At 66.0% G+C, this 13,137-nt stretch carries 10 protein-coding genes and 3 pseudogenes; 6 read left to right on the plus strand and 7 right to left on the minus strand.

What is annotated here, in order from left to right; genetic code table 11:
- Positions 1-5 precede the first annotated feature (5 nt).
- Positions 6-464: pseudogene (locus tag RQI28_RS19490) on the minus strand (isocitrate/isopropylmalate family dehydrogenase); the annotation flags it as partial.
- A 65-nt stretch (positions 465-529) separates the two neighbouring features.
- On the opposite strand from RQI28_RS19490, the pseudogene RQI28_RS19500 reads away from it, so the two are divergent.
- Positions 530-937, plus strand: a pseudogene (locus tag RQI28_RS19500) (NAD(P)/FAD-dependent oxidoreductase); the annotation flags it as partial.
- A gap of 21 nt (positions 938-958) precedes the next feature.
- On the opposite strand, the gene RQI28_RS19505 reads toward RQI28_RS19500, so the two are convergent.
- On the minus strand, positions 959-1,585 hold the full coding sequence (locus RQI28_RS19505) for a restriction endonuclease (RefSeq protein ID WP_311224339.1): 627 nt from the start codon (positions 1,583-1,585) through the stop codon (positions 959-961).
- Between the two features lie 207 nt (positions 1,586-1,792).
- On the opposite strand from RQI28_RS19505, the gene RQI28_RS19510 reads away from it, so the two are divergent.
- From RQI28_RS19510 to RQI28_RS19525, 4 genes and pseudogenes are all read left to right on the plus strand, one after another.
- Positions 1,793-2,422, plus strand: coding sequence for a hypothetical protein (locus tag RQI28_RS19510; protein WP_311224338.1), 630 nt, complete (start codon positions 1,793-1,795; stop codon positions 2,420-2,422).
- A 204-nt stretch (positions 2,423-2,626) separates the two neighbouring features.
- Positions 2,627-3,232, plus strand: coding sequence for a TetR/AcrR family transcriptional regulator (locus RQI28_RS19515; RefSeq protein ID WP_311224337.1), 606 nt, complete (start codon positions 2,627-2,629; stop codon positions 3,230-3,232).
- A gap of 135 nt (positions 3,233-3,367) precedes the next feature.
- Positions 3,368-4,369, plus strand: coding sequence for an NADP-dependent oxidoreductase (locus tag RQI28_RS19520; RefSeq protein WP_311224336.1), 1,002 nt, complete (start codon positions 3,368-3,370; stop codon positions 4,367-4,369).
- 69 nt (positions 4,370-4,438) lie between these two features.
- A pseudogene (locus RQI28_RS19525) lies at positions 4,439-5,113 on the plus strand (SDR family oxidoreductase).
- Here RQI28_RS19525 and RQI28_RS19530 read toward each other — a convergent pair.
- Positions 5,068-5,766: an HAD-IA family hydrolase gene (locus RQI28_RS19530; RefSeq protein ID WP_311224335.1), complete on the minus strand. Its 699-nt coding sequence runs from the start codon at positions 5,764-5,766 to the stop codon at positions 5,068-5,070. The pseudogene RQI28_RS19525 and the gene RQI28_RS19530 sit on opposite strands and share 46 nt — an antisense overlap.
- Before the next feature lie 448 nt (positions 5,767-6,214).
- Between RQI28_RS19530 and RQI28_RS19535 the strand changes: the two genes are divergently transcribed.
- Positions 6,215-7,579 carry a diguanylate cyclase domain-containing protein gene (locus tag RQI28_RS19535; RefSeq protein ID WP_311224334.1) on the plus strand — a complete coding sequence of 455 codons (1,365 nt, stop codon included), beginning with the start codon at positions 6,215-6,217 and terminating at the stop codon, positions 7,577-7,579.
- A gap of 101 nt (positions 7,580-7,680) precedes the next feature.
- Here the strand turns inward: RQI28_RS19535 and RQI28_RS19540 are convergent, their stop codons facing one another.
- From RQI28_RS19540 to RQI28_RS19555, 4 genes are all read right to left on the minus strand, one after another.
- On the minus strand, positions 7,681-8,799 hold the full coding sequence (locus RQI28_RS19540) for a PA0069 family radical SAM protein (RefSeq protein WP_311224333.1): 1,119 nt from the start codon (positions 8,797-8,799) through the stop codon (positions 7,681-7,683).
- A gap of 93 nt (positions 8,800-8,892) precedes the next feature.
- Positions 8,893-10,032: an acyltransferase gene (locus RQI28_RS19545; protein WP_311224332.1), complete on the minus strand. Its 1,140-nt coding sequence runs from the start codon at positions 10,030-10,032 to the stop codon at positions 8,893-8,895.
- Positions 10,033-10,208: 176 nt separating this feature from the next.
- Positions 10,209-11,165, minus strand: a complete 957-nt coding sequence (locus RQI28_RS19550; protein ID WP_311224331.1) for a nitronate monooxygenase family protein — start codon at positions 11,163-11,165, stop codon at positions 10,209-10,211.
- A 115-nt stretch (positions 11,166-11,280) separates the two neighbouring features.
- On the minus strand, positions 11,281-13,071 hold the full coding sequence (locus RQI28_RS19555) for an acyl-CoA dehydrogenase (protein ID WP_311224330.1): 1,791 nt from the start codon (positions 13,069-13,071) through the stop codon (positions 11,281-11,283).
- Between the last annotated feature and the right edge of the window lie 66 nt (positions 13,072-13,137).

A 13,137-nucleotide genomic window follows, 5' to 3' on the forward strand; every position in this document is an offset into this window, starting at 1 on the left:
TGAGTTCAGCCGGCAGCAATGCGCGCCGCAATGGCCTCACCCACCTGCGTGGTGTTGGCCGGGCCCCCTAAGTCCGGTGTCTTCGGCCCCGTCTTGATGACCTCTTCGATGGCCGCCACGATGGCGTCATGCGCCTGGCGCCCCGCGCCCTGGCCTTGCGTGAGGAAGTCCAGCATCAGCGCGCCCGACCAGATCATCGCAATCGGGTTGGCGATGTTCTTGCCGTAGATGTCCGGTGCCGATCCGTGCACGGGCTCGAACAGGCTGGGCAACGTGCGTTCGGGGTTCAGGTTGGCTGAGGGCGCCAGGCCGATGGTGCCGGTGATGGCAGGCCCCAAGTCGGAGAGGATGTCGCCGAACAGGTTGGTGGCAGCCACCACGTCAAAGCGCCCGGGCTGCAGCACGAAGCGGGCGGTAAGGATGTCGATGTGCTGCTTGTCGAGCATGACTTCGGGGCCACCGGCGGCTGAATGCCCAGCCCCAGAAAGCTCAGGCCGGCGAGCAGCAGCACCACGCAGACGAAGCGCAGCTGTACTTTCGCCAGATCGCACGCGGCAACATCGTCTTCGGCGGCGGGCTCAAGGGCCCTGCGCATGCCGATCAGATCCGCGCCTACGTCAAGCCCGACAACGTGCTGCGCCAGCTGCGTGAATTGCGGCGCTTCGTGCCCGCCTTCGGCAACGTGCAGTTGATTCGCGTCTGGAGCGGTATTGAAGGCTACATCAGCGACTGGCAGCCGGTGATGGGCCCCAGCGCCCGGGTGCCCGGGCTGCACTACGCATTCGGCTTCTGCGGCGAAGGCTTTGCCATCAGCCCGGGTGTGGGCGAAACCATGGCAGAACTCATGGCCACCGGCAGCACGTCGATTCCGCTGGAGCACTACGACATTGCGCGCTTTTCGCCGCAGCAGGCCAGAAAGTGGCTTGAGCCTGGATGATTCTCCAGATCTTTGAGCGTTCTATCTTTTGGCAGCGCTGCTGCGAGCGCGGGTGGTGTCACCCGTTTCGCGCAGCAGCTGCACCAGTGCAGCGCCGTCGATCAACCGGATTTTTCTGCCGCTGGCAAAAGCAATGGTCTGCTGCGTGAAGCGCCCCGCCGTGACCACGAAGCCACCCTGAGCCGACTGCTCGGCCATGGCTGCGTGCAGGGCCCGCACTACCGGCTCATCGACCTCGGAGTCTTTCCAGTGCGCGCATTGCACCAGCGACCGTTCACCCTGGCGCACCACCACCCAATCGGCAGCACCGGCTGCACCGCCCTCTTCGCACGGGTGCACTGCATAGCCGCGACGCCGGAAGCCGTCAGCCACCTGCAGTGCGAACGACTGCGCCGTCACGCCTTGCAGCACCTTGTCCACATCACGGCTCGCGCCATCGTCAGGGCTGCCGGTGCGATCGCTACGCAAGGCAGACAGCACCGCTACGGCCAGGCACAGGGCGGGCAGCACATATTGACCGGCCATAGCCAGCTCCTGCCAACCGCTCCGAGGGACCTGACCGCCGGTGGCAAGGCGATGCAGCAACGCATGGCTGAGCACGGCAATGCCCAGGCCAGCCCACCACGGCACCAGCGCAAGCCGAGCCATGACGCCGTTCCCACTGTCTCGCCTGAGCCGTTCCGCCATGTAGTCGCTCGATTCGATGAATGCATAAAAATAACATTTTGCTACATCTGAAACATTAAGCGAAGACATTTCCGATTCGAAGGGCTGTCAGGTCGTCGTAAGAGATATGGCACCATTCCTGCAGTTTTTCTTTTGCCCTACTGCTCGTTTTTGAACACCGTTCCACCCATGCTCAACCGCTCCACCCTTTCTCTATTGCAACAAGCCGGCGAATCCCTATACGCCGCACAGCAGGCCGTCGCGCAAGACGTCCGCTCGCACGCCGAAGGCGTCGTGCATGCGGTAGCCAGCGCTCCGTTCAGCCCGGAGTCCGACCGGGCCTACGCGCAACTGCGTACGGTCGCTCGGCTCGCGCAGGAATTGCAGGCGCTCGATGAGCAGTTGCGCGCCATCTACGTGGCGGCGGCCTCTGCCGACACGCCTACAGACCAGGTACTGGCAGCCTTGCCCCTGAGCCCCTCGGCTGCATCACGGCCCCGCCGCGAGGCCAGCCAACCCACGCAGAACCCTGACTCGGCCCAGGACGCTGTGGTCAAGCGCTCGTCCACTGCGCAGCAAGCCGCACAGCAGCCCAAGCTGGCACGTGCCGGAGCGGATCTGCGCCTGAGCAAGAACGACGAGAAGGTGCTGACCTATCTGCAACGGTCGTTGAAGCCGGATGTGTGGACTGCCCTGACGCATGCCGCCATCGCACGCGGCGCGGGCATTCCGCTCGGCTCCATCGGCATCGCGGTCAAGCGGCTGATTCATGCGGGCTGCGTGCTGGAAGCCGAACGCGGGCTTTACCGAATCGCCTAAGCGAGCGCCGCGACGCACACCCATGCAGCGGCGCATTCGCGCCGCCTTGGCGGCTGCTGCACCACTGCTATATAAATAATAGCTAAAGACGCTTAACAGATAAGCGCTGGAGGCTGATTTCACCCATATCCCTACCCCCAGCGGCCGGATGGTGCAAGCGGCAAGCATCAGGAAGGCGGGCCCACATTCCTGATGCAATTCTGTATGATGACCATCATGCAAAAAAGCAAGACTACCGCCAGGGCTACAGCCAAGGACGCGACGCACGAGCGCATCGTGGCCGTCGCTGCCCGGGTGATCCGCCGCAGCGGCTACGACGGCACAGGGGTGGCAGACATCATGAAGGAGGCCGGCCTGACGCATGGCGCCTTCTATGCCCACTTCGCATCGCGCGAGGCCATGCTGGCCGAAGCGGCCGGGCGGGCCTGTGCCGAATCCGCCGCCGCCGCAGCCGACGTCGTGGCCCAGGTGCCGGCTGACCAAGCGCTGGCGGCCATGCTGGCGGCCTATCTTTCCAGAGACCACCAAAACCACGCCGAAGGCGGCTGCCCGCTGGCTGCGCTGGGATCAGAAACCCCGCGCCAGGCCGCTGAAGTGCGCCGCGTGACTACCCGCCACATCAAGGAAGTGGTCGACCTGATCGCCCGCCAGTCGCCGGATTGGGGCCGGCCCGAAGCGCACCAGCAGGCGCTGAACGCCCTCTCCACCATGGTCGGCGCCCTGGTGCTGGCACGGGCGGTCGACGACCCCGCCTTGTCGGACAGCCTGCGCGAAGCCGCGCTCACCCACCTCACCTCGCCGAGACATTGAAACCTGGCGCAACTGCCTAGCCCATCCGCTCGCCTTCACATATGACGATCATCATTCCAATCCATCAAGACGTCGGCGAGACAAAGGCTCCATGAATCGCCCGTTCAGACCGCAATCCCAGCACAAGGAAACACCATGAAAGCATTCGTGCTCGAGCGCTATGGCAAGCAGCGCGCGCTGCAGCCAGGCGCCGTACCGACCCCTGAACTGCGCGACGACGAAATCCTGGTCCAAGTGCATGCCGCCGGCGTGAACCTGCTGGACGCCAAGATCCGCAGTGGCGAGTTCAAGCTCATCCTGCCCTACCGCATGCCGCTCATCCTGGGGCATGACGTGGCGGGCGTCGTGACCCAGGTGGGCCCGCGCGTGCAGCAGTTCAAACCGGGCGACCAGGTCTATGGGCGAGCGGACGATCTGCGGATCGGGGCCTTCGCCGAGTTCATTGCGGTCAAGGAGTCTTCGCTGGCGCCCAAGCCTCGCAACCTCACGATGGAAGAGGCGGCCTCCATTCCCCTGGTCGGGCTGACGGCCTGGCAGGCGCTGGTCGAGAAAGCCCGTCTGCAGCCGGGCCAGAAGGTCTTCATCCAGGCCGGCTCCGGCGGCGTGGGCACTTTCGCCATTCAGCTGGCCAAGCACCTGGGCGCCACCGTGGCCACGACGGCGGGCACCAGCAATCTGGCGCTCGTCAAAAGCCTGGGTGCCGACGTGGTGGTCGACTACAAGACGCAAGACTTCGAAGCCGCCTTGCGGGACTACGACGTGGTGCTGAACAGCCAGGATGGCAAGACGCTCGACAAGTCACTGCGGGTGCTGCGGCCCGGCGGCCAGCTCATTTCCATCTCGGGGCCGCCCGACCCGGCCTTCGGCAAGGCCATCGATGCGCCCGGATTCGTCAGGCTCGTTCTGCGGCTGCTGAGCGCTGGCGTGCGGCGCAGGGCACGCGGCCGAGGCGTCGGCTACGCGTTCCTCTTCATGCGGGCGAGCGGCGGCCAGTTGCGCGAGATCACGCCCCTCATCGAAGCCGGCGCCATCCGCCCGGTGATCGACCGGGTGTTCCCGTTCGATGCCACCAACGAGGCCCTGGCGTATGTCGAAGCAGGCCGCGCCAAAGGCAAGGTCGTCATCAAAGTGCGTTGAGCGCGCCGCCCCTCTTCCGCCTCTTCTCCCTTTCCACCCGACCCATCTCCTTACCACTAGAGCTGCTCCATGAAGATTGAGAACGCCGTCGTTCTCATCGCCAGCGCCAATCGCGGCATCGGCCTGGCATTTGCGCGCGAGCTGCTGGCGCGCGGTGCCCGCAAGGTCTAGGCGGCCGCCCGCGACCCGTCGACCATCACCTTGGCCGGCGTGCGGCCCGTGCGGCTCGACGTCAACAACCCTGCCGACGTGGCCGCCGCCACCGCGCTGGCAACCGATGTCACGCTGGTCATCAACAACGCCGGCATCGCCCAGCCAGGCGGCTTTCTGGCGGAAGACAGCGAAGCCGTGGCGCGCCGCATCTTCAAGACCAACTTCTTCGGCGTGCTGCGCGTGAGCAAGGCTTTTGCCCCGGTGCTGCGGGCCAACGGCGGTGGCGCGCTGCTCAACGTGCTGTCGGTCGCATCGTGGGTCAATGGTGGTGAGCTGGCCGCGTACTCGGCCAGCAAGTCGGCGGCCTGGTTGCTGACCAATGCCCTGCGCAGCGAACTGGCAGCGCAAAAGACGCAGGTGATGGGCCTGCACATGGCCTGTGTGGACACCGACCTCGCGCGCGGGTTCGGGCAGCAAGTCGGCCACCGGCCGGGCGATGCTGTCCAGGCCTTGCAGGGCCTGCGGGCAGGCTGGGCTGGCCAGGCTCATTGGCCGGCCTCCACCGCGTCGGCCAGCTGGGCCAGCGTGTGAAAGTGATAGTCGGGCACGGTGTGCTCGGATTCGATGGTGCCGCCCGAGTCCTTCATGCCGTGCCGCCGTTCGATCCAGCAGCTGGCAATGCCCAGCTGACGGGCGATGCCGATGTCGTGGTACTGGCTTTGCGCCACGTGCAGATTGTCGGCCTGCCTAAATCCCCAGGCGCCTTCGTAGCGGCCCCGGGCATAGGCGAAGTAGCGCGCGTCGGGCTTTTTGCACAGTGATTCGTCGCAGCTCAGCAGCAGGTCGAAGGGCGAGCCCAGCGTCTTGTCGAAATGCGCCAGCGCCCACGACTGGGCATTGGTCATGGTGACCAGCTTGAAGTGCTTGCGCAGCCGCTGCAGCGCGGCCACCGAGTCCGGGAAGGCGGGCCACTGCGCCACTGAATCGCGCAGTCCGCACGCCAGTGCGTCGCTGTCGGGCAGGTGGAGCGCCTGGGCCACCACGTGCCAGCACCGCTCCAGGTCGTCCGGGTACCAGCCGGTGCCGTGCTGCTTGCGGGCCGCCCGATACGCGCCTAGAAAGGCGTCGTCGATGACCGCATGGCCCGGCGCCGCCTGGCGCAGATAGGCGAGCATGCCGCCTTCAAAATCGATGAGCGTGCCGACGACGTCGAAAGTGAGTACCTTGAAATCACGCAATGCCATGGAGCAACTCCTGAAAGGAAGAAAACGGGAATCACCGACGTGCCCGACCCAACAGGTGGACAAGCGAAGACCCAAAGCTTAGGAGGCGCGCGTACGCGACGTGCGCTGATCGACGACCACGCAGCGGCACCGAATTGCGTTTTGCGGCGCACCGAACGCAGTTTGTAGGAAGGCCGGCAGGATGCACCCGCCTGGACACCGCGATGCACCGATGTGGGCTGCAATACAGCGGCGCGCGCTGGGCCTCACACAAGCACATGACGGGATGGCAAGCCTTCACCAGAGCGGACTCCGCGCACGTGCGTTCGCTGCGCTTTGGGCGAAGGCGCATGGCAGCCACCTTCACCTTTCCATCGTCACCGGCACCCGCAAGCCTTACTCGCACCGGCACTTGACTGCGTACGTCATGACATGGCGGCACAATGGGACGATCCACCTTCTGCCCCCAATGCAACGCATTTCGCCCCTGAACATCGTGGATCTGCTGCTCGACGCAGTGTGTGTCGTCGAACCGGACAGCACCATCGTCTTCGTCAGTGCCGCCTTTGAACGCATCTTTGGCTATACACCGCAGGAGGTGATAGGCAAACGCATGCTCGACATGGTGCATCCCGAAGACCTGCCCGTCACCGAGGAGCAGGCGCGCTGCGTCACCTCCGGCCAACTCCAGCTTCACTTCGAGAACCGCTACGTTCGCAAGGACGGGCGCATCGCCCACATCCGCTGGACGGCACGCCGGCTCGAGGAACCCAACGTGCGCCTGGCCGTGGCGCACGACATCACCGAACGCAAGTCCACCGAAGCACTGCAGGCGGCCATCTACGGCATCTCGGAGGCGGCGCACACCGAGCAGACGCTGGAGTCGCTGTTCGAGCGCATTCACCACATCATCGGCCTGCTGCTGCCGGCCACCCATTTTTCCGTGGCGCTGTACGACGCCTCGGCGCAGACCCTGAGCTTTCCCTACCACGTCGACGTGCACCACCCGGCCCCGCCTTGCTTGCCGCTGGCCGAAGCGCCGCTGTACGCCGAGGTGATCCGCGCCGGCACCACCGTGCTGCTTGACCCTGAAACCCGCGCCCGGCTGACGGCGCACCGGCCGGCGTGTGTGGCACCCGCACCGCAGCCCCATTCGTGGCTGGGCGTGCCGCTGCAGACCCCCAACGGCGCACTGGGCGTGCTGGTGCTGCAGGGGTATTCCGATACGGCGCGCTATACCGAAAAGGACAAGGAGCTGCTGCAATTCGTTTCCACCCAGGTGGCGGCGGCCGTTGAACGCAAGCAGATGCTCGAGTGCCTGCGGCACTCGGCGCAGTACGACCAGCTCACCCGCCTGCCCAACCGCCAGCTGTTCCTGGACCGGCTCAAGACCGCGCTGGCGCGGGCGCAGCGCGACCAGGAGCTGCTGTCGCTGCTGTTCATAGACCTGGACCGCTTCAAGAACGTGAACGACACCCTGGGCCATGCCATGGGCGACCTGCTGCTGCAGCGCGTGGCGCAGCGCCTGCTGGATTGCGTGCGTACCTCCGACACGGTGGCCCGGCTGGGCGGCGACGAATTCGTGGTGCTGATCGAAGGCTGCCAACGGGCCGAGCAAGCCACCCACACCGCCGACAAGATCCTCGCCGCATTCGGCCAGGCGTTCGACCTGGAGGGCCACCGCCTGTACATCCTGCCCAGCATCGGCATCTCCATCTACCCCGAGCACGGCGATGAAGAGCACCGCCTGCTGGTACACGCCGACGAAGCGATGTACCAGTCGAAGAAAAGTGGCGGCAACCGCGCATGCTTAGCTCCGTCCCTGGGTGACTAACCAAGCCGCAGCAAGGCTGCCTGCGGACGGTTTCATCCGCAGCCACCTCGTACCCAGCCGCCCATCACGGCCGCTGGGCCAATGACGGCAGCCCTCAGCAGCTAAAACAGGCAGCCCTGCCCCCGCGCCAGCGCCGGCCGGTACTGCGACGTGTCCAGCTCCACGCGCTGGCGGTTCAGGCCCAGGCGCCGGCAGGCAGTGGTAAAGCGCTGGCGCAGCAGGTCGGCCCACAGGCCCGTGCCTTTCATGCGGCTGTCGCGGTCTGCGCTGTAGGCCTTGCCTGCGTTGCGGGCTGCGTCATCCAGGCCGTGCAGGTCTTGAATGCGGGCCAGCACGCGCGCGGCACGCTGCGGGTAGTGCAGTTGCAGCCAGTCGCGCATCAGCGGGTTCAGCTCCCACGGCAGGCGCACCACGGTGTAGAAGGCAGACGTGGCGCCCGCGTCGCGTGCGGCCTCCAGCACCTGCTCCATGTCTTCGTTCAGAAAGGGAATCTGCGGTGCCACGCTCACGCCTACCGGCACGCCGGCGTCAGCCAGCGCGCGGATGGTGCGCAGGCGCCGGTGGGGCGCGGCGGCGCGGGGCTCCAGCACGCGGGCCAGGCGTGCGTCCAGCGTGGTGATGGTCACGTACGCAGCGGCCAGCCCGCTTTGCGCCAGCGGCGCGAGCAGATCCAGGTCGCGCTCCACCCCGCTGGACTTGGTGATGAGGGAGAACGGGTGGCGCGCCTCGGCCATCACCTCGATCAGCGCGCGGGTGAGCCGCAGCTCGCGCTCCACCGGCTGGTAGCAGTCGGTGGCCGAGCCGATGTTGACGGCGTGGGGCACGTGCGAGGGGCGGGCGAGTTCGGCGCGCAGCACTTCGGCAATGTTGTGCTTGGCGATGATGCGGGTCTCGAAGTCGAGCCCGGGCGACAGGTTCAGGTAGCTGTGCGTGGGGCGGGCATAGCAATAGACGCAGCCGTGCTCGCAGCCGCGGTACGGATTGACCGATTGCTCGAAGAAGATGTCGGGCGAATCGTTGCTGCAAAGCGCGCTGCGCGCTGTTTCCAGAATGACCTGGGTGGCTGGTGGAGCGGCCGCTTCGCTCTCGGCATGGGCTTCTTCCTGCGTGCCCCAGCCATCGTCGAACGCACCGCGCACGTCGCGGGCGAAGCGATGCGCCAGGGGCGTGGCAATGCCGCGGCCTTTGATGGCGGCGACCGGAATGCGCACCTCGGACATAGTGGATATGACTGGCCAAAATACTGTTTAAAAGCACAGTATATTCTCGGTCCAATGAGGGGTCGCCGGGCGGCGCCCACCATCAGCCCACCATCAGCCCAGCACGCCACCCGCCCAGATCACCGCCCACCCGAGTCCTACGAAGCCTGCCTGCCAGCGCACCGCCAGGGTCCACGAAGGCATGCGCGATTCCACGCGCAGATACAGCAGACGCCCGGCGGCCACCGACAGGCCGAAGGCCAGCAGCATTCCGGCGGCGTTCCACACGGGTGACTGCGGGGCCGCGTAGCTGACCACTGCGTTCACCACCAGGCAGACCGGAAAGTGCACCAGAAACACCGAGTACGCCATGCGCCCCAGCGCCTGCAATGCGGCTTCGGCATGCCGAACCAGCCGCCATTGCGCCATGGCCGCCGGCTGAGGCGCGCGCATGAGCACGGCCAGGCCCATGGCGCTGGCCCATGCCAGTGCAATACGGTCGCGGAAGTCCAGCCAAAGCGCTACCGCGCCCAGCACGGCAATGACGGCCAGCCAGAGCGCGCCATGCCGCTGCGACCGCGCGCCCCAGCAAGCGAGCATGCCCAGGCCGTAAGCCCCCCAGAAATAGACGGCCCACACGTCCAGCTCCGCCTGGCGGTTGAATACCCAGAGCGACACGGCCGTGGCGCCCACCACCAGCGCACGCGCCACCCAGGCCGCACGCGCCGGTGAGCCCGCGAACCGGCGCGCAGCCGCAAACAGCAGCACCGCCGATGCGAAGAGCTGAAAGTCGATGGCCACGTACCACACGCCCGCAGACAACGCCTCTTCGCCCAGCACGTCGTGCAGCAGCACCGCATGCGCCAGCAACTGCGGCAGGCTGGGCTCGCCGGGCACCGAAGGGTGCGCGCCCATCCACGGGCGCACCACCGCCGCCGCCAGCACGGCCACCACCAGCGCGACGACATAAGGCACCACCAGCCGCACGAAGCGCCGGCCGATCTGCACACCTGCCGCGTCGAACCGCGCCATACCCGCCGGGGCCAGGCTGGCCGCGGCCAGGTAGCCGCCCAGCACCAGAAACACCTGTACGGCCATGCGGCCGTAGTGGCTCAGGCCCGCCATCAGCCCGGGCGCCAGCGGTTGGGCGATGTCGGACATGGGCCCATAGAACGCCAGGTGGTGCCAGACGATGGCGGCACAGGCCAGGCCCTTGATCGTGTCGATCTGGTGATTGCGGTTGGCAGTGGACATGGAAAGCTGGAGCGGGCTGCGGCAGTGCGTCTTGAGAACGTCTTGGTTGGTTTGGCGCACGCAAAAACGGCGCGGTGCTGTAGAGCGCCGCGCCGTGTCTGGGCATGCCCCAGTCAGATTGCTATTATTGTAATAGCTACAAGCGCTTTACTGATGAGCGCTGGAGGCCATTTTGATCAAGAAATGGCCAGGCGGGCACGCGCAGCCTGGTATTCGCTGCGCAGCCGCTCCACCAACTCGCCCGCACCGGTGATGCGGTCGATGGCGCCAATGCCCTGGCCGCAGCCCCAGATGTCCTTCCAGGCTTTCTGCGCGCCGCCGCCGAAGTTCATCGCGCTCGGGTCGGACACGGGCAGGTTGTCCGGGTCCAGACCGGCCGCGCGAATCGACGGGGCCAGGTAGTTGCCATGCACGCCGGTAAAGAGGTTGCTGTAGACGATGTCGTCCGAATTGCTCTGCACGATGGCCTGCTTGTAGGCCTCTTGCGCGCGCGCTTCATGCGTGGCGATGAAGGCCGAGCCGATGTAGGCGAAGTCGGCGCCCATGGCCTGCGCAGCCAGAATGGCACCGCCCGAGGCGATGGAGCCCGACAGCGCCACCGGGCCGTCGAACCACTGGCGGATCTCCTGGATCAGCGCGAACGGGCTCTTGACGCCCGCGTGCCCACCCGCGCCGGCCGCCACGGCGATCAGGCCGTCGGCGCCCTTCTCAATGGCCTTGTGCGCAAATTTGTTGTTGATGATGTCGTGCAGCACCACGCCACCCCAGCTGTGCACGGCCTGGTTGACGTCTTCGCGCGCGCCCAGCGACGTGATGACGATCGGCACCTTGTACTTTGCGCACACCTGCATGTCGTGCTCCAGCCGGTCATTGCTCTTGTGCACGATCTGGTTGATGGCGAAGGGTGCGGCGGGACTCTCGGGGTGGGCGCGGTCGTGCGCGGCCAGCGCTTCGGTGATCTCGGCCAGCCAGTCGTCCAGCAATTCGGCCGGCCGGGCATTCAGCGCGGGCATCGATCCGACGATGCCGGACTTGCACTGCGCGATGACCAGCTGCGGGTTGCTGATGATGAACAGGGGCGACCCGATGACGGGCAACGAAAGCTTTTGCAGCGCGGGCGGCAGACGGGACATGAGGTCTCCTGGTGTAGTTGTCATTCAAGCAAAATCAGGCTGCAGCGCTTGACACATAAGCGCTAGCAGCTATTGATTCAATAGCAATCAGCTTTTGGTTCTGGATTCTGAGAATTCAGAACGCCTCCAGCGGCAGCGCCGTCACGCTGGCAGCGCCTTCGACGATGGCGTCGCGCAGGCCGCCGGCGCGCACCAGCAGGTGGTCGGCATAGAACCGTGCGGTGACGATCTTGGCCTGCAGAAAGGCCTGGTCCTGTCCCTTGGGCAACAGCGCCTGGGCTGCCAGCAGCGCGCGGCCCATTTGCCAGCCGGCCACCAGGTTGCCCGCCAGCATCAGGTACGGCACGCTGCCAGCAAACACTGCGTTGGGGTCGGACTTGGTGTGGCCCGCGACGAAGTCCACCACCTGGGTGAATGCCTCGCGGGCGTCCTTCAGCCGGCGCGCCACGGCCTGCGCATCGTCGCTGCCGCTGGCAATCAGCTCTGCTTCGGTCTTCTCGATCTGCGCCGCGATGGCGTGGGCAGTGCGGCCGCCGTCGCGGGCCGTCTTGCGGCCCACCAGGTCGTTGGCCTGAATGGCCGTGGTGCCTTCGTAGATGGTCAGAATCTTCGCGTCGCGGTAGTACTGCGCTGCCCCGGTTTCCTCAATGAAGCCCATGCCGCCGTGCACCTGCACGCCCAGGCTGGTGACTTCCAGGCTCATCTCGGTGCTGTAGCCCTTGACCAGCGGCACCATGAACTCATAGAACGCGGCGTTGTCCTTGCGCACCTCGGCATCGGCATGGTGGTGCGACGCGTCGTACGCGGCTGCGGCCGTGGTCGCCATGGCGCGGCAGCCTTCGGTGAAGGCGCGCATCGTCATCAGCATGCGGCGCACGTCGGGGTGGTGAATGATGGGCGCGCTGCCAGGCAAACTGCCATCCACCGGGCGGCTCTGCACGCGGTCTTTGGCGTAGGCCACGGCCTTCTGATAGGCCCGCTCGGCAATGGCGATGCCCTGCAGGCCCACGGCGTAGCGCGCGGCGTTCATCATGATGAACATGTATTCCAGGCCGCGGTTTTCTTCGCCCACCAAGTAACCGACGGCGCCTCCATGGTCGCCAAACTGCAGCACGGCGGTGGGCGATGCCTTGATGCCCAGCTTGTGTTCGATGGACACGCAATGCGCGTCGTTGCGCTCGCCCAAGGAGCCATCGGCATTGACCAGGAACTTCGGCACCACGAACAGGCTGATGCCCTTGACCCCTTGCGGCGCGCCGGCCACGCGGGCCAGCACCAGGTGCACGATGTTCTCCGCCATGTCGTGCTCGCCGTAGGTGATGAAGATCTTCGTGCCAAAGACCTTGTAGCTGCCGTCGCCCTGCGGTTCGGCGCGCGTGCGCACCAGCGCCAGGTCGCTGCCGGCCTGGGGTTCGGTCAGGTTCATGGTGCCGGTCCACTCGCCGGTGACCAGCTTTTCGAGATAGGTGGTCTTGAGCGCATCGCTGCCCGCGGTGATCAGCGCCTCGATGGCGCCATCGGTCAGCAGCGGGCACAGCGCAAAGCTCATGTTGGCGCTGTTGAGCATCTCGCTGCAGGCCGCGCCGATGGTCTTGGGCAGGCCCTGGCCGCCAAAATCCACCGGGTGCTGCAAACCCTGCCAGCCGCCTTCGGCGTATTGGCGAAACGCTTCCTTGAAGCCGGGCGTCGTGGTGACCACGCCGTCCTTGAAGCTCGAAGGATTGCGGTCGCCCTCCACATTCAGCGGCGCCACCACGCCCTCGGTGAAGTTCGCGCACTCTTCCAGCACGGCCTGGGCCGTCTCCAGGCCGGCTTCTTCATAGCCGGGCAGTTGCGCGACCTGCTCGATGCCAGCGAGGTGCTCGATGGCGAACAGCATGTCCTTGACGGGGGCGATGTAGCTCATGGTTCTTGTCTCCAGGCAAAAATTGTCGAAAAAAAGGCATCGCGAACGATGCCTTTGGATTGGCAG

It is taken from the genome of Acidovorax sp. WCS2018Noco2-16, assembly GCF_031843945.1.
GTDB lineage: Bacteria > Pseudomonadota > Gammaproteobacteria > Burkholderiales > Burkholderiaceae_C > Paracidovorax.